The sequence below is a fragment of the Sorangium sp. So ce117 genome, from assembly GCF_051524395.1.
Taxonomy (GTDB): domain Bacteria; phylum Myxococcota_A; class Polyangia; order Polyangiales; family Polyangiaceae; genus Sorangium; species Sorangium cellulosum_B.
The window spans coordinates 3,866,261-3,887,116 of sequence record NZ_CP150309.1 but is presented as its reverse complement, the minus strand read 5'-3'; the positions used below and the strand labels follow the sequence as shown (position 1 = coordinate 3,887,116).

Below are 20,856 nucleotides of genomic sequence, written 5' to 3'. Positions count from 1 at the left end.
CCGGGGGAGCGGGTGGTCTTCGCCGGGCGCGTGGCAGCTCGGAGCTCCGCGCGCCCGATCGGGCGCCCCCCCACGAGTGGCGTCCGCTTTACTTGGGCTGGGGGACGAACAGCAAGAGGTCGATGGCGTTCGCCAGCGCCTCCAGGCCGGTCGGGTTGAAGTGCAGCCCGTCATCCTGGTAGTCGAGGTCAGCTTTCAGCTTGGTAGGATCGCTGGGGTCGACGACCGCCGGCTCGAAATCGATGACCTTGTCGAACTTGCCGCTCGTGCGGATCCAGGTGTTGACCGTCTGGCGGGTCGTCTCGCGGGCTGCCGAGAAGTACCCGGTGCCGAGCGGCGTGATGGGCGCTCCATAAACGAGCATCCCTTTCTCCTTCGCCTTGGTGATGAACTCGCCATAGGCCGCGATCAGGTTCTCGGCGACGGGCGGCTGGCTGTCGGTGCCGATGTCGTTCACGCCGATGAACGTGATCAGCCATTTCGCGCCGCGCTGGTCCAGGACGTCACGCTGGAAGCGGGCCTTGGCGGTCGGCCCGAGCCCGCCGGTGAGCACGTTGCCCCCGCCGATGCCGAGGTTCAGCACGGCGACCTGCTGGGTGCCCTGATTGGACCGCAGCCGGCGAGACAGGAAGTCCGGCCAGCGGGTGTTCCCGTCCGTGTCCGAGCCGCGGCCATCGGTGATCGAGTCACCCAGGATGACGACCGCCGCCGCCTCGGGAGCCGCGTCGACGTCGAGGCCCGTGATGTAGTACCAGTGCGCGGTGGACATAGGGGAGGTCAGGTTCGCCGCCGAGACCCCGTTGCCGGTCTGGATATACGAGTTGGTCCGCGAGCCCGGGTGCCCGGTGATCCCGGCCGGCACGGCGCCGAACTTGATGGTCACCGCCATCTTGGTGTTGGGCTTGATGGCGTACTCGATCGGATCGGAGAAGACGGTCTTGCCCACCGCGATGGTCACCGCGTCGGCGCCCGCGAACTTCAGTGCATGGTCGGTGGCCACGTTGATGCCGTCGGCGGTCGTCGACTCCGCGATGTGGACCGACTCCATGGTCACCGGCCCGTCGCCATACTCGTTCGAGAGCAGCAGCCGCACGCCCTTGCCGCCGATCGACGTATAGATCACCTGGCGCAGCGTGTTGTTGGCCAGGCCCGGCGCGGGCGGGTTGTTGTTGGGCTCGGTCAGCTGCGGGCCGGTCGTCCACGTCCCGACCCAGTGCGCCTCCGCCGCGCCGCCGGCGCCACCACCGCCGCCGTCGCCGCCACCGCCCGTGGCCGCGCCGCCGCCGGTGGCGCCAGCGCCGCCCCCGCCGGTGTCGCCCCCGCCGGTGTCGCCCCCGCCGGTGTCGCCGCCGCCAGCGCCGCCGCCGCCGGAGGCATCACCCCCGCCGGAGCTCGCCGCGCTGCTCGAGCTGGACGACGAGCTCGACGTGCTGCTGGATGTCGTGGTGTCCGTGTCATCGCCGCAGCCGGCGACAGCCAAAAACAGAAGAGCACAAAGTATTCTTCGCATGGTCCTCGACGCTCGAAAGATTGCTGTGTTCGCGATCGTTCGAATTGCCCCTCGGCGCACCGCCCCCGCCGACCAGCAGCTCCTTCAGCGCATTCGAACTTTCGAATTTTTTGATCTCAGCCGATAGCGCGCCGGTTCGCTCGTGCGCGCAGCGTCGCCCGGATCGAGCCCCGATCGATCGAAGAGCTCATCTGGATGGCTGCGCTGCCCACCGTCGATGTCCGGAGGCGCGCGGGAGAGCGCGGGCTGATGCCATGTCCCTCACACGCGCCATCGAGTGTGTCACACGAGGGGTCGAACTACTACTCGGTTCATCTCCGGGAGAACGCCCCGGTGGCGTCGTCCGGCCACATGGCGTTACGTTCGGTAACGCTTCGATGCGCTCGCGTTACGTTCGGTAACACCCGGCGCAACGCGTCGTCGAGGTGCTTCGACCCGTGACCCGAGGCCGCCGTGGCTCGCGCGGGCGGCGCTTCGGCCAGGCCGGCGCACGCGGCGCGCCCCGGGGCGGCAGGCGGCGGGGGTCAGGACGAGCGCTCGGAGGGACCGGCGGCGAGGGCCTCGTGCACGGCCTCGCGCGTCCCGGTGCCGGCAAGGAGAAGCCACGCCCGGAGCGTCGGCAGGTCGCGTATGGCCTCCACGGCCAACCGCAGCGGCGGCGGCATGGGGCCGAACCGAGCTTCGTAGAGCTCGATCGTCGCCTGCGCCATCCCTTGCGCGACCCCCTGCGTGCGTCCCTGCTCGATGAATTGCTCGACGAGTTCCTGCGTGGTCATCACGAACTCCTCTTCTTCCGGTGTCGCTGGCCCGCGCTGGGCGACCTCCGCTCGGAAGCGTAGCAGAGGACCGAGCGCGATGTCGCGCTCCGACGCGTCCTCCGGCAGCCGCCGGAAATCTTCGATCGCCTCTCGCAGTACGCGCCCTCCGCCCATCAGCCGCATCAGCAGGGCCAAATGCATGCTCGCCCGCGCGGCGGGCATCGCAAACCGCTTACGCGCGCTCGGCACAATGTATTTCCCTTTCGACGCGCCAAGTGCCACCAACAGCTGTGATCACACGGTGACCAGACATCTGGCTGCCCGTGGCCGGAGGGTGCGATTCCCCTATCGAGCTGTCGTCCAGCGTATGCCGAGCGGCCCGAAGACGCCGGCGTGCATGGCCGAGGCCATGCTGTTGCTGTACTGGAACGTCTCGCCGAAGCCCGTGGTGGGCTCGGTCGCGGCAAGCTTCTGAAAGACGCTTTCCGGAGTCGCACGCTCGACCTCGAAGAAGATGGGCGCGTCCTCGCGCGACAGCCCCGCGCAGGGCGGGCTCTCCAAGCTCGCGAACGCCGACCCCGCCCTCGGTAACACGGCCCTCGACGTCCCCGGTCTCGGAGAAATTCGGCCGTACCCGACGAGCGCCGCGCCGATGTTAGGATGCGGCGCATGCCCCTGCCGCACCTCGATCCCGGAGCGCTCAAGGCCATCGTCGAGTCCCCCGATGAGCCACACCCGACGGGAGCGGTCTGCGCGCACCGGCGCTCGTTGCGCCTCGACGCGTGATGAGCGCTCCCGTGGACCGAGAGTGGCCGCTCGACGCGGACGACTTCTCTGCCTACTACGCCTTCGCGCCCGCGGCGCTCGCCATCCGCGAGTGCGTGCGGCTGCGCGCCGTGCGCGAGCTCGATCTGCCGGAGCCGCTGCTCGACGTCGGCTGCGGCGACGGCCTGTTCGCGCGCCTCGCCTACCCGGACAAGCAGGCGTGGGGCATCGACATCAACCCGACCGAGGTGCAGCGCGCGCAGCGGACCGCGTCGTACCGCACGCTCATCTGCGGCAACATCGTCAACGTCCACCTGCCCGAGGGGTTCTTCGGCAGCGCCATCGCCAACTGCAGCCTCGAGCACGTGCCCGATCTCCACGGCGCCCTCGTGAACATCCGGCGCGCGCTCAGGCCCGGGGCGCGGTTCGTGCTCATCGTGCCCACGCCCGACTGGACGTACCAGCTCGCCCTGCCCGAGGCGCTCCGCTCCGTGGGCCTGGTCGGCCTCTCGCGGGCGTACGGCGACGCGCTCGACCGGGTGTTCTCGCACGTCCACCTCTACGACGAGGCGGGCTGGCGCGATCACCTCGCGCGCGCGGGCTTCGACCTCGTGGAGACACGCCCCATCGCGGGCCGGCCGACCTCGTGGGCGTTCGACTTCATGCTGTACCCGAGCTTGCTCGGCTACGTGATGCGCAAGCTCACCGGCCGCTGGATCGCCATGCCAGCGCTCCGCCCGCTCACCGTCGACGTGGCGCGCGCCGTGGTCAACGCGCTCGGGCGCCTCGCGCCGGGCGGCGACGCTGCCGCCGAGTACCTGCTCGTGGCGCAGGCGGGGCCCGATGGCTGAAACGGCGGCGCCGCCCGGGGACTACTTCTCGAACCACCGCCGCCGCGAGCGGTTCCCGTGGTCGCTCTACCACGGCGCGCTCACCCGCCCCCTCGCCCGCGCCATCGCCGCGCGCGGCCCGCGCCCGCGCGTGCTCCTCGTCGGCTGCGGCCTCGAAGGGGAGATCCCCGGCGCGCCGCCCGCGACCGAGCTCCACGGCTGCGATCTCGACGCGCGCGCCATCGAGGCGTGCCGGCGCCTCTACCCGGCGCGCGCACCGCGCTTCGCCGTCTGTCCGGGGCCCTACGAGCTCCCGACGGGCGGCGGGTTCGACGGGCCGTTCGACGTCGTGCTCGCGAAGGAGGTCGTCGAGCACACCCTCGATCCGTCGCGCTGGGCGCGCGGGCTCTCGGCGCGCCTCGCGCCGGGCGGCGCGCTGCTGCTCACGACCCCGAACTACGGCCGCCTGTCGACGCTGCCGCTCCTCGAGGCCACGGTGCTCGAGTGGATCGCGCGCCGCGACGGCTTCTCGCGAAAGCACATCCACCCGAGCAAGTTCGACGAGCGCAGCCTGGCGGCGCTCGACGTCGGGGAGCGGATGCGGCTCGTGTCGGTGCGGCGCACGCTCACCGGCTGGTCGCTCCTCGGCACCTGGCAACGCGCCCCGGGCTGACGCGGGCGACGGCGAGCTCTGTCGATGCTCTACCTCCTGCTCGCGCTCGGCGTCCTCGTCCTCCGGCTGGCCGAGCTCCGCGCCGGCGCGGCCGCCGGGCCCGCCGCGCCCTCGCCGGCCGTGGCCGCCGCGCCCGGGCCCGCGCCGCGCCTCGCCTGGCTCGCCGCCGCCGCGGCGGTGGCGGTGGCGCTCCTGCCCGCGCTGCGCGACGCGCCCGCGCTCGCCGGGCCCGGCGCCGCGCTGTCGAAGGACACGATCTCGCACCTCGCCATCGCGTACGACATCGCGACGAGCGGCCTGCCGCACGGGTGGATCGCCACGAACAACGGCGGCTTCCCGGTCGCGCTGCACTACCCGCCGGTCGGCTGGCTGCTCGTGGCGGCGCTGATCCGCCTCGGCGTCGCGCCGGTGGTCGCGGTGAAGGGGCTCGGCTTCGCCGCCTTCGTCGGGGCCCCGCTGGTCGTCCTCGCCGCGGCCCGCGCGGTCGGCGCGCGGCCCGCGTCGACCGCCGCCGGCGCGGTGGCGCTCGCGTGGGTCGCGCCGTACGTGCAGTTCGCCGGCGGGTGGCCGTCGTTCTTCCTCCTCGGGCTGCTCTCGCAGATCCTGGTCATCCCCCTCGTCATCGCGTGGGCCGCCGCGGTGATCCGCCCCGCCCGCTTCGAGCTCGGGCCGGCGCTCGCCGCCGCCTGCGCGGCGACGCACCCGCAGGTCTTCACGGTGAGCGCCGCCGTCCTGGGCGCGGCCGCGATCGCCGCGTGGGATCGGCGGCTGTGCGCGCGCGTGCTCCGCTCGCTGGCCGGCGGCGGCCTTGTCGCGGCCGCGCTCTACAGCCCCGGCATCGCGTCGATGGCCGCGCCCTTCGGCTGGCCTGCAGGCCTCGGCTGGCGGCACATCGGCTTCGGGCCCGAGCGCGTGCTGCCGTGGATGCTCGAGGGCGACCTGCTGGACTACGAGCACGCCCCGGTGATCGGCTCCGCGTGGATCGCCGCCTGCTTCCTGCACGCGACGCACCTCCGGGCCCCGGCGTCGCGGGCCGTCCTCGCGGCGTCGGCGGTCGCGCTGCTCCTGTCGATGAGCGGCGGCTGGATCGCCGGCGCAGGCCCGCTCGGCCGCGCGCTGCTCTCGCTGTTCCAGCCGATGCGCGCCCTCGCCCTCCTGCCGCTCGTCGCGGCCGCGGCCATCCTCAGCGCGCTCGACCTCGCGGCGGCGGCGCTCGCGCGCATCGGCGCCGCGCTGGCAGCGCGGGGCGCGCGCCGCTCGCGCCCCGCGCTCGCCGCGGTCCTGCCGGCCGCGCTCGCCGCGGTCCTGCCGGCCGCGCTCGCGCTCGTCGCGGCCCTCGAGATCCCCGCCCGCGCGGCCGAGCTCCACGTCCTTGCAGAGAAGCAGGCCGCGCTCGTCGCGTCGCGCGGCTGCCCGCCGCCCGCCGAGGGCTTCGATCCCGATCTCATCGCCCGCTGGCTCGCCGAGGCGCCGCACGGCCGCGCGAGCTACGCCGTCGAGGACGAGTTCGCGACCTGCTCGATGATGCACGCCGCCGATCTCCGCCGCGCGGTCCCGATGGCCTTCTCGACCGGCGCGGGCGCGCATGTGGGCGTTCACGCCGCGGCCTTCCTCAAGGTGGCGCCCGAGCGCCCCGGGAGCGCCGCGCGCGCGGAGGCGCTCGGCATCCGCACGCTCATCCACCTGACCACGCAGCGGCCGGGGCCGCCCGAGGCGTGGGCGCTCGTGGACAGGCGCGGCGAGGTCGAGCTGTCTCGGCGGGTGGGCGGCACGGACTACGTGGGGCTCGGGTGCGTGCGCGAGGTGTGGCGCGGGCGGGAGGCGGATCTGCTCGCGGCGCTCTTCGAGCACCTGGAGCAGCCGCGCACCGTGCTCGACACGCCTGGCGAGCTCGTGGCGCTGGAGGCGGCCCGCGGCCCGCTCGAGCGCGTGGCCGTGGCCGACGACGGCTGCGACGCGGCCCGCGCCAGCGTGCGCGAGGCGCCGCGCGAGCCGGGCGCGTACGAGGCGATCGTCGACGCCGAGGCGCCTGTCGACGTGGTCTTCCGCGCGACGGCGTACAGCGGCTGGCGCGTGCGCGACGGCGGCGTCGAGCTGGCCCCGAGGCGCGTCGCCCCGGGCTTCTTCGCGGTGCGCGTCGGGCCTGGCCGGCACCACCTGGAGGCGGTGGTGGCGCTGCCGCGGTTTTACCTGCCGGCGCTCGCGCTCGCGTGCGGGGCCGCGCTCGCGCTGGGGGCGCCGCGGCTCCGGCGGCCGATCTTCCGCCGTGGCCGGCTCCTAGTCACCAGGCGCCCCTGACGGGCACGACGTCTGGCACAGACAGCCAGACGCCTTGGCCACGGCGGCCAGGCGCGCCGCTTTCGCTTCCACGCGCCGCGCTCGCGCGATAACCTCGCCGATCGACGCGCGGACAAGGGAACACCGGATGGCGGGGAAGACGGCGAAGGCGTCGGACGCAGCGGGGCGGCAAACGCCGACGGGCGCGAAGGCGGCTCCAGCAGGCGCGGCGCTCGCCCGAGTCCGAGCGAAAGGCAGCTTCTGGCTGCGCGTCGAAGTGCCGATCGAGGCGGCCGCCGCGCTCCTCGGCGGGTAGCGGACGCGAGCGGGACGGCGCGCACGCGGAGAACGCCCGCGGAGAGCGAGCAAACGAATGCAGATGGCGGCGGGGGGAGCGATGTATACGCGGGTTGCTGTCGTACAGCTCGCCTATTACCCAGCGATCATCATCGATCGACGGTCTCCGCTCGAGGACCCGCTGTTCGATCCGAGGCGAGCAGCGGACTCGCTGCTCCCCGCGCGCGCCGATGTGCCCAGCGCGATCAAGCCGAAGCTCGAGGCGCTCCGGCGGCGCATCCGTGAGGCCTACAATGCGCAGCTCCTCGCGCGGATCCACGCGGTGCTGTCCGCTTGCGCGGAGTACGGGGCGAGGATCGTGGTCTTTCCCGAGTACAGCGTCCCCTGGGAGATCCTCGGCGGCGTCGCCGACGCGGCGGGCGAAATGGTCATCGTGGCGGGGACGCACTCGGTTGACCGGGCGGCGCGCCGCTCCGGCGTGTACGAGCGCCTTGGCGCCGCGCGGCTCCCCGCGCTCGGACAGTCGGTGTGCCCGGTGCTCCACCGGAGTCGGCTCCTCGGCCTGCAAGCGAAGCGGACCGCGGCGGCGGTGGAGCGGAGCGCGATGCGCCGAGGCGACACGTGGGCGCCCGTGGAGATGCCGGACGGCATCCCGGGCCCCATGGGCGTGCTGCCCTGTCTCGATTTCCTCCTCCGGGACGGCGCGCACGACCTTTCGCCCTTCGCGGAGAAGCTCGGCGAGTGCCGCTTCCTCGCCGTGCCCAGCGCGACGCCGCACACCACGCTGCCAGAGCTCGCAGGAAAGGTGTGGGACGAGGCGCGCCGGTACGGGCGACCCACGCTCTATTGCGACGGCGCCGAAGGCGGCGGCACCTCGATTTACGTCGACGAGGCCCAGCCCCACGAGCTGCGGCGCTTCCCGGATCGGGCGGGGTACCTCGATCCGGGCGACGAAGGCGTGATCGTCGCGGACGTCGATCTCCGGTACGAGCAGGCCAGCGCGCACCTCGCTCGCGCCACGCGCCCCACGGCGCCGCGGCCGGTCGTGCCGGTCGCCGAGGCGACGCTCGTGTACCGAGGCCACCCGGCGGGAGAGGCCTATGCGCAGTGGCTCGACGGCGCCAGAGAGCTCCTTGGGCGCGACGACGACGAGGCGCTCGAGGCGCTCGTCGCGCGGATCGAGGACGCGCGCGACGTGCTGCTGAACGCGGGCGCCCTGTCAGGAGCCGCGGCGCGCGGGAGGCGGCTGCGCCGGCTCTACGACGAGCTCGACAAGCTGACCCGCGTCGAGGAGATACGGCAGTTCACGCGGGAGATCATCGTCCCCGCGGAGGTGCTGCCGCTCGAGGCCTTGCGGGCGGCGACGGCGGCGGCGGCCGCGGACGTCGTGTTCGGGTGGATGACCGAGCGGGAAGCGCGCGAGGCCGGGTTCGTGGAGGTCGAGGCGCGGCTCCGCAAGGCGGTGGACGCGAAGCGGGGCAACGGCGAGTGGACGCTCGACGGAATGGCGGCGCTCGGCGCGGTGGCGCAGGCGGTGCGCGGCGCGCCGGAGGCCGGCGACGACGAGCGGGAGAGCTCGTCGCCGCCGGATCTGCTGGTCGAGCTGCCGCGAAGGCTCGACCCGACAGCGCTGGGAACGCAGCAGCACCGGGGCTGGGTGCTCTCCTTCCAGCGGCATCCATCCGACTTCCGGGCCCCGATGGACGACGCCGCGCCGCGCGCCTCCGGCGATGCCCGCGCGGCGCTCGGCCCCACCGCCGAGCCGGACAAGGGCGCGCTTGCCCCGCGGTTCTCCGAGAACCAGATCCTCTCGGCGGAGAACGTGTTTCTGCTCGCCCTCGCCGAGGGGCGCGAGCACGTGGCGGCGGTCGGCGTCTGGCCTGAAGGCCGGCCGGCGTGGTGCACGCTCATGGTCGCGGCCCTCCGGGACGAGGGGTGGGCCCTGCTGTGGATCGACGGCCTCGAGCGGTGGACCGGGCCCCGACGAGCGTGGGAGACGCTCCGCTCCGCCGCCGTCCGGTCAGGGCTGGCGAACGCCACGCTCGAGGCGATCCCGCAGGACGCCCTGGCGCGGCGGATCGCGCGCCTGGCGCCGCGCTTCGACGGCGCGCGCGGCGTCATCGCGGCGCTCCGCGAGCAGCGGCTGCGCGAGGTCGGGGGGCGGTTCGTGGAGCCGGACGCCTTCGTCGACGGGCGCTGCGAGCCCACGCCCCTGCTCGGCGCCCTCGACGCGTGGCTCTCGTCGAGCGAGAAGATGGCGCTGGTCCTCGGCGAGTTCGGCCTGGGGAAGTCCACCGCGCTCGCCGCGTGGGCCGAGCGGCGATGGGCGTCCGCCGAAGGGCCGAGACCCCTGCTCGTCAACCTCGCTGGCGCCTCGCCGCACGCGAGCCCGGAGCAGCTCCTGCTCCAGGCGGCCGGCGCCCCGGACCTCCCTGCGAACCGCGCCGCCCTGCGCCTGCTCATCCGCCACCGGCTCGTCGTCCCCTGCTTCGACGGCTTCGACGAGATGGCGACGCGCCTGGAGGCCTCCGAGTTCGCAGGGCGGCGCGCCAGCCTGCTGGAGGTCGCGGTCGGCGGCGGCAAGGTGGTCGTCTCCTCGCGCGATGACCACTTCCCCGCCGACGCGCACCTCCCGACCACCGGCGAGTTCGGGCCCTCCCAGGCGCCAGGCACGTCCGTCGGGATACGTCGCTTCACCATCCTGCCGTTCACCGACGCGCAAGTGCGCGAGCTCGTGCGGCAGATCCGCGGCGAGGACGGCGCCGCGGCGGCGCTCTCGCGCATCGCCGCGATCTACGACCTCAGGGACCTCGTGCACCGGCCGCTGCTGCTCGGGATGGTGCTGGCCACGCTGGACGAGTTCGCCTCCGGGGCGAAGGTCGGGCGCGCCGATCTCTACGAGGCGTACCTGAAGCGGTGGCTCGACAACACGCGGAAGGACGACCCGGAGAGCTTCACCGACGAGCAGAAGAAGGAGTTCGCCGAGGCGCTCGCCGAGCAGCTCTGGCGGTCCGGCCAGCCGGCGTGCACCTGGCAGGAGCTCAAGCAGTCGGTCCGCGCTCGGCTCTTTCGCTTCCTGCCCGAAGGCATGCCGACCGACGCCGCGTTCCTGGACATCCAGGGCGGGACATTCCTTGTGCAGGAAGGAAGCGACGGCTACCGCTTCGCGCACAAGGCGTTCCTCGAATACTTCCTGGCGCGCGCGCTGGTGGCGACGCTGGCCGAGCGGCCGATCGAGGCGCTCCGCACCAAGCCGATCACGCGGGAGGTCGCGGCGTTCGTGGGCGAGCTCCTGAGGACGTTCGGCGAGCCGAGGCGCGCGGGGGCGGTGCACGCGGTCCAGTCGTTCCTGAAGATGGACCGTCAATTGACTCCCTCGACGAGGGAGCCGGCCGAGAACGCCCTCCGATTGCTGCTCGGCCTCGCGCGATGGGCCGAGGAGACCGCCGGGTGGATCCCGGAGGGGGCCGATCTCCACGGCGTGCAACTCGCCGGCGAGGACCTGCGCGGCGCGCCCCTCGCGGGCGCGAACCTGCGGGACGCGAACCTGTCCGGCGCCGACCTGTCCGGCGCCGACCTGACGGACGCCGCGCTGAGCGGGGCCATGCTGTCCGGCGCGAAGCTCCACGGGACGATCCTCCGGCGCGCGATCGCGCACCGGGCGGACTTCACGCAGGCCGAGGCGAAGGGGGCCATCGTCGAGCTGGCCAAGCTGGGCGGCGCCGTCCTGCGGCAATCGACCTGGACCGGATGCCGCTGGAACGGCGCGCAGGCTGAAGGGACCGACCTGAGCGCTAGCTTGATCGCGGGCAGGGGCGCTCACCCGGAGCGCGCGCGCAGGCTCGCCGCGACGCCGCCGCTGGCGCGCGTCGACCTGGTGTCCGGACACACCGGCACGATCAACGCGCTCGCATGGTCGCCGGACGGGCAGCGCCTCGCAACCGCGGGGTACGATCATACGGTGCGCCTCTGGCACGCGGACACCGGCGCGGAGCTCGCCCGGTTCGAGGGACATTCCGACTGGGTCCTGGCCGTGGCGTGGCGCCCCGACGGCCAGCGCCTGGCGAGCGCTGGATACGACCTGACGGTGCGGATCTGGCACGCTGGCACCGGCAAGGAGCGCGCCCGGCTCGAGGGCCACGCCGACTGGGTGAGGGCCGTGGCGTGGCACCCGGACGGCGAGCACCTGGCCAGCGGGAGCGACGACCAGACCGTGCGCATCTGGGACGCGAGCACGGGCAGGGAGCTCGCCCAGATCGAGGGCCACGCGCGCGGGGTCAGGGCCGTGGCGTGGCACCCGGACGGCAGGCGCCTGGCCACCGCGGGCGACGGCAACACCGTGCGCATCTGGGACACCGGCACCGGCAAGGAGATCGCGCGGCTCGAGAGCCATGTGCGCGGGGTCTCGGCCGTGGCGTGGCACCCGGACGGCAGGCGCCTGGCCACCGCGGGCGACGGCAACACTGTGCGCATCTGGGACATCGGCACCGGCGGCGAGATCGCCCGGCTCGAGCGCCGCTCGAGCGGGGTCAGGGTCGTCGCGTGGCGCCCGGACGGCAGGCGCCTGGCCACCGCGGGCGACGGCAACACCGTGCGCATCTGGGATGCGAGCACCGGCAGCGAGCTCCCGCGGCTCGAGGGCCATACCAACTGGGTCAGGGCCATGGCGTGGCACCCGGACAACAGGCGTCTGGCGAGCGCGGGCGACGGGAACACCGTGCGCATCTGGGACACCGGCACCGGCAAGGAGCTGACGCGGCTCGAGGGCCACTCCAACTGGGTGCTGGCCCTCGCCTGGCACCCGAGCGGCGACCGCCTGGCCAGCGCGGGGAACGACTCGATGGTGCGCATCTGGGACACCCGCACCGGCAAGGAGCTGACGCGGCTCGAGGGCCACTCCAACTGGGTGCTGGCCCTCGCCTGGCACCCGGACGGCAACCGCCTGGCCAGCGCCGGAGACGACCAGACGGTGCGGATCTGGGACGCGAGCCAGGGGGAGGAGATCGCCCGGCTCGAGGGCCACTTGAACGGCGTCCTGGCCCTCGCCTTTCACCCCCTCGGCAATCGCCTGGCCAGCGCCGGGCACGACGGCGCCGTGCGCATCTGGGAGACGACCACGGGCCAGGAGCTCGCTCGGTTCGAGGGCCATTCCGACTGGATCCTCGCGCTGGCCTGGCATCCGGACGGCGGCCGCCTGGCGAGCGCAGGGCACGATACGACGGTGCGGATCTGGGATCCGGACACCGGCAAGCAGCTCGCGCGGCTTCAGGGCCATACGCGCGACGTGAAGGCCCTGGCGTGGCGCCAGGACGGCGAGCGCCTGGCCAGCGCTGGCGACGACACGACGGTGCGGATCTGGGACGCGGGTACCGGCGAGGAGATCGCCCGGCTCGAGGGCCATACGCTCGGGGTCACGGCCGTCGCCTGGTCGCCGCGCGGCGAGCGCCTGGCCAGCGCGGGGCACGACGGCACCGTCCGGATCTGGGACGCAGCCACGGGCGAGGAGATCGACCGGCTCGAGGGCCACACGCGGCGGGTCATGGCCATGGCCTGGCAGCCGCGCGGCAACCGCCTGGCGAGCGCGGGGCACGACGGCACCGTCCGGATCTGGAGCGCGGATCAGCGCAGGCTCCTCGCCAGCTTCGTCTCCGCCGGCATGACCGCGCTCGCGCGCACGCCCGGAGGCTTCTGCCTGATCGACGGCGCGGAGCCCGAGCGCGCCCGCCTCGCCCTCCGCCGCCCCGACTCGCGGACGACGCTGTACCTGCCCCTGGCCGGCTTCCGGGACATCCTGCGGCGCCCGGACAAGGTCTTCGCCGCGCTCGCCGGCGATCTCACCGGCGACAACGTCGCAGAGGAGCTCGCGCGCCACGGCTACGCGGGCGGAGTCCCCTGGGACGGCGAGGAGCTCTTCACCTCCGGTGCTCCAGGCGCGCCTCTGCCGCGGACGGTCAGCTCCGTGCCCCCGCGCGCGGCCACGGACGGCCCCCCCGCGCCCGACGCTCCGCTCTCGAGCGCCATCGCGAACCCCTTCCGTCCCGGCCCGGCGCTCATCGACGCCCCTTCCCTCCCCGGCCGCGCCCCGGTGCTGGCGGAGCTCTTTGCCCTGATCGAGAGCCGCAGCCCCGCGATGCTCCGCGGGCCGCGCCGCTCCGGCAAGACGTCCATCCTTCACCACCTCGCCGCACGCCTCTCCCCGACCCACGCGGTTCACCACAAGACCCTTGAGGGCCGGGCCCAGCCCATCCGCACCGCCGACGATCTCGCCCGCGTCCTCGAGCCCTCTCTCCAGTCCGACGCCACCCCCGCGTTCACCCTCCGCGACCGCCTCTCCAGCGCCGGCAACGCCGTCCTGCTCCTCGACGAGGTCGCCAATCTTTATCAGGCCGACGCCACGGTCTTCGCCTGGCTCCGCGCCGTCGGCCAGGAGAGGACCAGCGTGGTGCTCGTCGGCTCGCACTGGGACTGGGTCACCATCGTCGAGCACGCCTTCGCCACCGCCCCGGGCTCCTCGTTCGGCAACGACGTCACCCCGATCAACCTCGGTCCGCTCCCCGAGGCCGACGCGATTCGCTTCCTCGTCGACACCGCGCCTCCCGACGTCCCGATGGAGGCCGAGCGCACCGCCCGCTGGATCGTCGAGCTCTGCGGCCCATGGCCCTTCTACCTCCAGGTGATGGGCTATGCCCTCGTCCAGGCCGTCCGCGCCGGCCAGCGCCGCGCCCTGGTCGAGCGCGCCGGCGTGCGCGAGCTCTACGAGCTACGCCTGCTGCTCGACCGCGACGCCGCCTTCTTCCGCGCCCGCTGGGCCGAGCTGCCCGAGCGCGCGCGCGCCGTCCTCGGCGCCCTCCGCGCCGCCCCCGACGCGGCGCTGCCCGAGGTGCGCAGGCTGCCTTCCGAGGACGTCACCGTCCTCTGCGACGCGGGTCTCTGCGACGCGCTCGGGACATGGCTCGCGGATCCGCCGTTCTTCGACTGGATTCGACGGGTGGCCAGCGAACCAAGGAGAGAGCCTTGATGCGCGTGTTCGACGTGAGGAGACCCTACTCGCCGGAGCGCGACGTCCGCGATCACGGCCACCTCCTGGATCGCTTGATGTCCCTGCCCGCGAACGGCGTGCTCTGGCCGCTCGTAGGCGCGCGCAGGGCCGGCAAGACGTGGACGCTCAAGGCGCTCGCTCACCACCTCGGCCTCGCCGACAAGACGAGCGTGCGCTACGTCGACCTCCGTAGGGTCGGCCCGGCGCTTCCCAGCGTGCCGCCGGGGATAACGCTCCTCCTGGATGAACCGCAGCTCGCCGGCCAAGGCGGCACCCCGCGCGACGCGAGCGCCTTCCTGCGCTGGTGCCGCGATCTCTACAGCGACAACACAAAGATCCTCCTGGCGATGAGCCCCGCCGAGTGGATAGCGCTCGAGCGCGCGGCCGCCGGAGACGCCGGGCTGCTCTCCTCGCGGGACATGCGGTTCCTCGATCCGCTCACGCCCGCCGAGACGCTCAAGCTCGCCCGCACCGACGCGTCGAGGGCGCTCCTCCCCGAGCTGCCCGAGATCTGGCGCCGGAATCCCTTCCTGATCGAGTTCGTCTTCGAGCTCGCCGAGCAATCTCCCGATCTGGCGAACGCCCCATGGACGCTCCAGTGGATGGCGCGCGTGCGCAGCGAGCGCATGGAGTTCGCCTATCACCGCGCCGTATTCGAGGACGGGCTGACCGACGCGCAGCGGTGCGTCCTCCGCGAGATCGCGCGCGGCGCGTCTCCCCGCGACGAGAATGTCGATCTGCTCGAGCGCTGCGGCCTCGTGGAGCGCCGCGGCGGGCGCCCCGTCCTCGCCGATCCGATCCTCGAAGCGAACCTGTGCCCGCTGCGGATCCACCACGTCTCGGATATCCATTTCGGCCCGAAATCCGCCGAGCGCGTCGACGTGAAGGAGAGGAACCAGCACGGCAACGCCATGAAGGGCGGGCTGGGCCCCCCGCGCGTCTGCGATCATTACGTCGAGCACGTGGCCGAGCTCGCCGCGGCCGGCCGCGCGCCGCACCTGCTCGTCGTGTCCGGCGACGTCGCCGAGTGGGCCGACGACGACCAGTACGCCGAGGCCCGCCTCTGGCTCGATCAGGTCTCCAGGCACCTCGCGGCTCACCCTCGCTTGCCGCCCGACGAGCCCAACGTGCTGCTCGTGGGCGGCAATCACGACGTCGACTGGCGGCAGGCGACGGGGCCCGCGCAGGCCGGGACGCAGGCGCGCCACGTCCCTTTCGCGCGGGCGTTCGGCGATCACCCGCGCTGCGCGCGGCCGCCGCTCGAGGAGCCGCCCGCGACGCGGGCGCTCGCGGTGGCGCGGTATGCGGATCTCGGGGTGGAGTTCGCGCTGCTCGGATCGGCGGAGTTCGGCGGCCAGGAGGAGGAGGATCCGGTCCGGGACGAGCTCCTCTCGCTCATCGGCCGCCTGCGGCAAGGCGCCATGGAAGAGCCGGACGCCGAGCGCGCCGCGGCGCTGCGCGACCACGTGGCGCGCATCGATCCCGGCCTGGTCCACAACGCGGATCTCCAGCGCCTGCGCAGGGCGCAGTGGCACGCGCCGATCCGGATCGCGGTCCTGCATCACCCGGTGTCCCCGCTGCCGTCGACCGAGCTCGCCCGCTTCGGCGGCCTGATCAACGCCGGTGAGGTGAAGGACGCGCTGGCCCACAAGGAGTTCTGCCTGGTGCTCCACGGCCATAGCCACACGGGCTGGTTCGGCAAGGAGCAATGGCCGGAGCGGCACGAGGACTGGACGATCCGTATCGCCGCGGCGCCGTCGCTCTCGAGCCGGGAGGTGCAGGAGCACAACGGCTACAACGAGATCGAGGTAGCGCGCGACGGCGCGGGCGGCGAGGTCGGCTATCACATCCACGTGAGGCGCATGGTGAGAGAGGGCGCGACCTGGACGCGACGAGCGTCGATGGGGCCGTTCGCGCCGGGGAAGTAGCGCCGCGGCCGGGGGGCGCGCGACTGCGGCGGGGAGCGGCGCAGAACATGCTCGACGTCCCTCTACTCGGCACCGTGGACATGGAACGGACGCTCAGGAATGCGCGCTCGATCGCGGTGCTGGGGATCAAGCCGGAGAGCCGCCGGGACCTCGATGCGCACCAGATCCCGCTTTACCTCCAGAAGGTCGGCTACCATATCCTCCCCGTCCCGACCCGCTATCCCGAGGCGACCCGGATCCTCGGCGTGCCCGTCCACCGCCGCCTGATCGAGCTTCCCGCGCCCATCGACGTGCTGAACGTCTTCTGCAAGCCCGAGGAATTCGTGCCCCACGTCGAGGATGCGCTCGTGCTGCGCCCGTCTTTGGTGTGGTTTCAATCCGGGCTGCTCGAGCTCTCGGCGGCGCGCAGGCTGCTCGACGCGGGGATTCCGGTCGCGGAGGATTGCATCGGCTGCCGGCGCGCGTCGATGTGGCCTTCCATCGAGCCATTCGAAGCACAACGCTCGGCGGCGAGCTCCCGGACGCCATGAAAACAGCCCCACGCTCGACGCCCTCCGGCCTCGTGTGGATCCCTGGCGGCACCTTCACGATGGGCCAAGCGCCGATCTTCGAATCCGAGGCGCCAAACCCACCGCATCCCGTCGAGCTGTCGCCCTTCTGGATCGGCGCGCACCCGGTCACCCGCGCCGAATACAACGTCTTCATCGAGGCGACGGGCGCCGCAGCGCCGCCCTCCGCGGGCCGGCCCGAGCTCGACGCGCCCGACCGGCCCGTGGTGAACGTGAGTTACGCGGAAGCCCTGCGGTATTGCGCCTGGGCCGGGGGGACCTTGCCCACGGAGGCGCAATGGGAGCTCGCCGCGCGCGGATTCGATGGGCGGCGATATCCCTGGGGAGACGACCCCCCGGACGAACGACGCGCCTGCTTCGCCGAGGACTGGAATCGCGGCGGGCCGAGCCCGATAGGCGCGCACCCGGCCGGCGTGAGCCCTTTTGGTTGTCACGACATGGCCGGCAATGTCTGGAGCTGGTGCCTGGACGCGTTTCGCGCGGACGCGCACCTCGAACGAATGCGCCTCGGCCGCGATCCGTGCGTGGGCGGCGCGACGCGGGTGCGCCCGCTGCGAGGCGGGTGCTGGCGCAGCATCGAGAGCAGGCTCCAGTCGGCGTACCGCAACTGGAGCCACGAGGTCGCGCGACATACCACGATCGGCTTTCGCCTCTGCATCTCGACTGTTTGACGCGAAGGCTGTCAAGAGGAAGGCAGCTCGCGTGAAGCCGGCGAGGGCGGGGATGCCGAGGGGTGCGGGGATGCCGAGCAGGACCGCGGCGACGGACGCGCTCTTACGCGGGTCCACGGCACGCTCGTGCCTTCCGCGTGGCAACGCCCTCATCCTGCCTCCTGCCGTGGGCCCCGGCGGGCGCCTGGCATACCCTGGGTCAGGTCGTATCCTTCATCCCCGCCTCTGCCGGCCGCGGCCGTACGATGCATGGCCCCGACGCCTTGGTTGCGGCCCGACGGGTCGAGGTTGTTGCGGGCTGGGTGACGGTCGCCATCACCGGCATCCTCCCACCGGCACAGCTCGTGAACGGCGCCAGCAAGACGGACGCGTCCGACGCAGGCGAAGACCCGACGCGCCTCGCGCACGCCTGTCCGCCGATCGCGATGGCTGACCAGCAGGCGCCCTGAGCGCGCCTCACGTGCCGTGATGGGCGCGGCGCGGACATCAAACGGAAACATAGGGTCGACAACCCATCTGGGGCATGACATCAGACGGAAACATAGGGTCGACAACCCACCTGGGGCATGACATCAGACGGAAACATATGATCTACAACCTATTTTGGGCTCGACATCGACCGGAAACATACGATTTACGATTCATTCACGGTCCTTGTTTTATGAATCCGTCCTGAGGCCTCGATCGCCGCACCGCGAGGTCCTCCAGAACTTGCAACTTACGAGGACCCATGACCCAGGCTACCAAGGCGACCAAGATCGAGCTATTTTCGCTGTCGACTCCAGCGATGCGCGCATTCCACCTGACCTGGCTGGCGTTCTTCGCCTGCTTCTTCGCGTGGTTCGCGGTGGCACCGCTGATGCCGGTCATCAAGGGTGAATTCGGGCTGACCAAGGAGCAGATCGCCAACATCAACATCGCCGCGGTGGGCATCACGGTGGCGGGTCGTCTGGTGATCGGGCCGCTCTGCGACAAGTACGGCCCGCGGGCGACCTACACGTGCTTGCTGGCGCTCGGCGCCATCCCCGTGCTCGGGATCGCGCTCGCGCAGAGCTATGAGGTCTTCCTGTTCTTCAGGCTGCTGATCGGCATGATCGGCGCGAGCTTCGTCATCACGCAGTACCACACGTCCGTCATGTTCGCTCCCAACGTGGTCGGCACCGCGAACGCCACCAGCGCGGGCTGGGGCAACGCCGGAGGGGGGGTCACGCAGTCGACCATGCCCTGGGTGCTCGCGGCGGTGCTGAGCCTGGGCGTCAGCTCATCGCTCGGCTGGCGCCTCGCGATGGTGGTGCCGGGCGCGCTCATGCTCGTCGTCGCGGTCCTCTACTGGAAATACACCCAGGACTGCCCGCAAGGGAACTACAAGGACCTTCGCGCGGCGGGCGTCGAGATCGAGGGCGGGAAAAAGGGCGGATGGGCGATCTTCAAGGCGGCGATGGGCAACTACCGGTCCTGGATGTTGTTCGTCACGTACGGGGCCTGCTTCGGGATCGAGCTCTTCGTGCACAACGTGGCCGCCAGCTACTTCGTGGACCGCTTCAAGCTGGATCTCCAGACCGCAGGCATGGCCGCGGGCAGCTTCGGGCTGCTGGCGCTGTTCGCGCGCGCGGTGGGCGGCATACTCTCCGATCGGCTGGCGCACCGGAAGGGCCTGGACGCCCGCACGACGCTCCTGTTCGCGCTGATGGTCGGCGAGGGGCTCGGCCTGCTCTGGTTCTCCCGGATGCAGACCGCGGGGATGGCGGTGCTCGCGATGATCGTCTTCGGGCTCTTCACGCACATGGCTTGCGGCGCCACCTACGCGCTCGTGCCCTTCATCGATCGCAAGGCGCTCGGCGGCGTCGCGGGTATCGTGGGCGCGGGCGGCAACGTCGGCGCGGTCGCGGCGGGTTTCCTGCTCAAGGCGGTCGGCGACACCCAGGATTGCTTTGCGGTGCTGGGCTTCGCCGCGCTCGTCTCGTCGGTGTGCGCGATCCTCGTGCGCTTCACGGCCGCCCACAAGGCGAGCGAACAGGCCCTCTACGACAAGGCCCTCGCCGAGCGCCTCGCCCAGAGCGGCGCCCCGGCCCCGGTCGGCCTCGCGCGCGCGAGCTGAGCACGCTTTAGGTGATCGCCGCGAACTCTCAAGGGTCTCGCGGCGTCGCCTGTCGGCGGGAGCGCAGGGCGCCTCGTCATCGGCCTCCACGACCCGCGGTCGAGCGCGGAGCCCGCCCGTGAAGATGCAGCAGGAGCTCACCGCGCCCGCGGCCGCTGCCCCGGAGGACCTACCACTGCTCCATCTCAAAGTGATCGCGCACGATCCACTGAGGCGTTCCGCAGTCGTGGACGCTGCCCAGCGTGAACCGCTGACCAAAGCCGCGCAGCGCCGCCATCTGCTCGGGTGTCGCGGAGGTGATGTTCGCCAGCAGCCGCAAGCTCGGCAGCCCCTCGCCGCGCAGAAGCGACAGCGCCGCGTCCGCGCCGAGCGGCGTGAAGAATGACATGAGCAGCTCGAGCGACCGATCTCGAGCGTGACTCAGCGCGTACGCGGCCGCGTCATCGAAGTCACCCTCCTCCACGTTCAGCCGCTGCAGCGATGCCCAGCTCGCGCTCTCCGCCAGGTCACGCCAGAACGCCGGGCCCGCCGGAGTTCCCCACAAGCTCAGCGAGCGCAGCCGTGCCGCCAGCGGCAGACCCGACAGACACGGCATCATGCTGGCGTCCACCTCACCGCAGCCGAGCGCCAGCCGCTCCAGCCGGGGCCAGCATGCGCCCTCGAACAGCGTGCGCAGCGATCCACTCAACACCCGCTCGTTGAAGCCGAGCGACAGGTGCCGCAATCGCGGCCAGGCGCCCGCGCCGTGCAAAGCCTCCAGGCCGGCGTCCCCGATCCGTAGATTCCACAGCCCCAGTTGCTCGAGCTCCTCCTTCGGCAGCACGCGAGCAAACTCCGCCATCACGGCGTCCCCCTCGAAGCTCGCGCCGCTCGCTTCCAACACCAGCTGCCGCAGCATCGTCGCCGCGGGGGCTCGCGCCAGCGTCAACGCATCTCCTGCGTCGAGCAAGGCATCGGACAACAGCAGCCGTCGCGGCTTCAACGACTCGAGCGCAGCCAGGCACTCCTCCAGCTCGGCGCGCGGCAATTGCTCGATCTCCAGCGAGCTCGCGTCCAGCAGCCGTACTCGAGTCAGACGCCACAGGCACGCCGCATGATGCTTCCTCACCCGACGCACCCTGAACAACCCCCACTCGAACTCGCCGTCGACCCCATCCTTGTCGTCCAGCCCCCACGCCCCGCGCAGCTCCTCCCGCGCCCTCCGCCGCGCTTGCCACGCTCCCGCCTCGTCGGCTCTCACCCGCCGCTCCCATTCGATCAGCTCAGCCAGCGGATCACCCGCCGCCGTCAACGTCCCGGCGTACGCGAGCCAGGCCTGCGCATCGGACGGATCACGCCGCAGCGCGGCCTCGAGCTCTCTGTCGTTCATCGTTCGCCTCGGCGTCGCTGTGCCTACAATGCCACCTTCACGCGGTCGACGCCAAACCCAGGCGCCCTCGCA

At 72.4% G+C, this 20,856-nt stretch carries 14 protein-coding genes; 10 read left to right on the top strand and 4 right to left on the bottom strand.

Features of this window, described 5'->3' with window-relative positions; all coding sequences use genetic code 11:
- Positions 1 to 88: 88 nt before the first annotated feature.
- The 3 genes from WMF46_RS14590 to WMF46_RS14580 all read right to left on the bottom strand — a co-directional run bounded on the left by WMF46_RS14590 (position 89) and on the right by WMF46_RS14580 (position 2,829).
- Positions 89 to 1,510, bottom strand: a complete 1,422-nt coding sequence (locus tag WMF46_RS14590) for an SGNH/GDSL hydrolase family protein (RefSeq protein WP_437986166.1) — start codon at positions 1,508 to 1,510, stop codon at positions 89 to 91.
- A gap of 524 nt (positions 1,511 to 2,034) precedes the next feature.
- A complete protein-coding gene (locus tag WMF46_RS14585) occupies positions 2,035 to 2,490 on the bottom strand; it encodes a hypothetical protein (RefSeq protein WP_437986165.1) in 456 nt (151 codons plus the stop codon).
- 123 nt (positions 2,491 to 2,613) lie between these two features.
- Complete coding sequence (locus tag WMF46_RS14580) at positions 2,614 to 2,829, bottom strand: hypothetical protein (RefSeq protein WP_437986164.1); 216 nt, start codon at positions 2,827 to 2,829, stop codon at positions 2,614 to 2,616.
- A 236-nt stretch (positions 2,830 to 3,065) separates the two neighbouring features.
- Here WMF46_RS14580 and WMF46_RS14575 point away from each other — a divergent pair, with 236 nt between their 5' ends.
- From WMF46_RS14575 to WMF46_RS14530, 10 genes are all read left to right on the top strand, one after another.
- On the top strand, positions 3,066 to 3,884 hold the full coding sequence (locus WMF46_RS14575) for a class I SAM-dependent methyltransferase (RefSeq protein WP_272103694.1): 819 nt from the start codon (positions 3,066 to 3,068) through the stop codon (positions 3,882 to 3,884).
- Positions 3,877 to 4,536, top strand: a complete 660-nt coding sequence (locus WMF46_RS14570; protein ID WP_437986163.1) for a class I SAM-dependent methyltransferase — start codon at positions 3,877 to 3,879, stop codon at positions 4,534 to 4,536. Before WMF46_RS14575 ends, WMF46_RS14570 begins: the two co-directional genes overlap by 8 nt.
- A gap of 24 nt (positions 4,537 to 4,560) precedes the next feature.
- Entirely contained in the window at positions 4,561 to 6,834 is a 2,274-nt protein-coding gene (locus WMF46_RS14565; RefSeq protein ID WP_437986162.1) for a hypothetical protein, read from the top strand.
- Between the two features lie 127 nt (positions 6,835 to 6,961).
- A complete protein-coding gene (locus WMF46_RS14560; protein ID WP_437986161.1) occupies positions 6,962 to 7,129 on the top strand; it encodes a hypothetical protein in 168 nt (55 codons plus the stop codon).
- Between the two features lie 63 nt (positions 7,130 to 7,192).
- Positions 7,193 to 14,128: an eIF2A-related protein gene (locus WMF46_RS14555; protein WP_437986160.1), complete on the top strand. Its 6,936-nt coding sequence runs from the start codon at positions 7,193 to 7,195 to the stop codon at positions 14,126 to 14,128.
- Positions 14,128 to 16,077: a metallophosphoesterase gene (locus tag WMF46_RS14550; protein ID WP_437987896.1), complete on the top strand. Its 1,950-nt coding sequence runs from the start codon at positions 14,128 to 14,130 to the stop codon at positions 16,075 to 16,077. Before WMF46_RS14555 ends, WMF46_RS14550 begins: the two co-directional genes overlap by 1 nt.
- A gap of 47 nt (positions 16,078 to 16,124) precedes the next feature.
- A complete protein-coding gene (locus WMF46_RS14545; RefSeq protein ID WP_437986159.1) occupies positions 16,125 to 16,607 on the top strand; it encodes a CoA-binding protein in 483 nt (160 codons plus the stop codon).
- A complete protein-coding gene (locus WMF46_RS14540; protein WP_437986158.1) occupies positions 16,604 to 17,317 on the top strand; it encodes a formylglycine-generating enzyme family protein in 714 nt (237 codons plus the stop codon). Before WMF46_RS14545 ends, WMF46_RS14540 begins: the two co-directional genes overlap by 4 nt.
- A gap of 302 nt (positions 17,318 to 17,619) precedes the next feature.
- Positions 17,620 to 17,766 (top strand): hypothetical protein, encoded by a 147-nt coding sequence (locus WMF46_RS14535; RefSeq protein WP_437986157.1) that lies wholly within the window; start codon positions 17,620 to 17,622, stop codon positions 17,764 to 17,766.
- A 281-nt stretch (positions 17,767 to 18,047) separates the two neighbouring features.
- The gene (locus WMF46_RS14530) at positions 18,048 to 19,415 is read left to right on the top strand and encodes an MFS transporter (RefSeq protein WP_437986156.1); all 1,368 of its coding nucleotides are present in this window, start codon (positions 18,048 to 18,050) and stop codon (positions 19,413 to 19,415) included.
- Between the two features lie 169 nt (positions 19,416 to 19,584).
- On the opposite strand, the gene WMF46_RS14525 is transcribed toward WMF46_RS14530, so the two are convergent.
- Entirely contained in the window at positions 19,585 to 20,784 is a 1,200-nt protein-coding gene (locus WMF46_RS14525) for a hypothetical protein (RefSeq protein WP_437986155.1), read from the bottom strand.
- Positions 20,785 to 20,856: the final 72 nt, after the last annotated feature.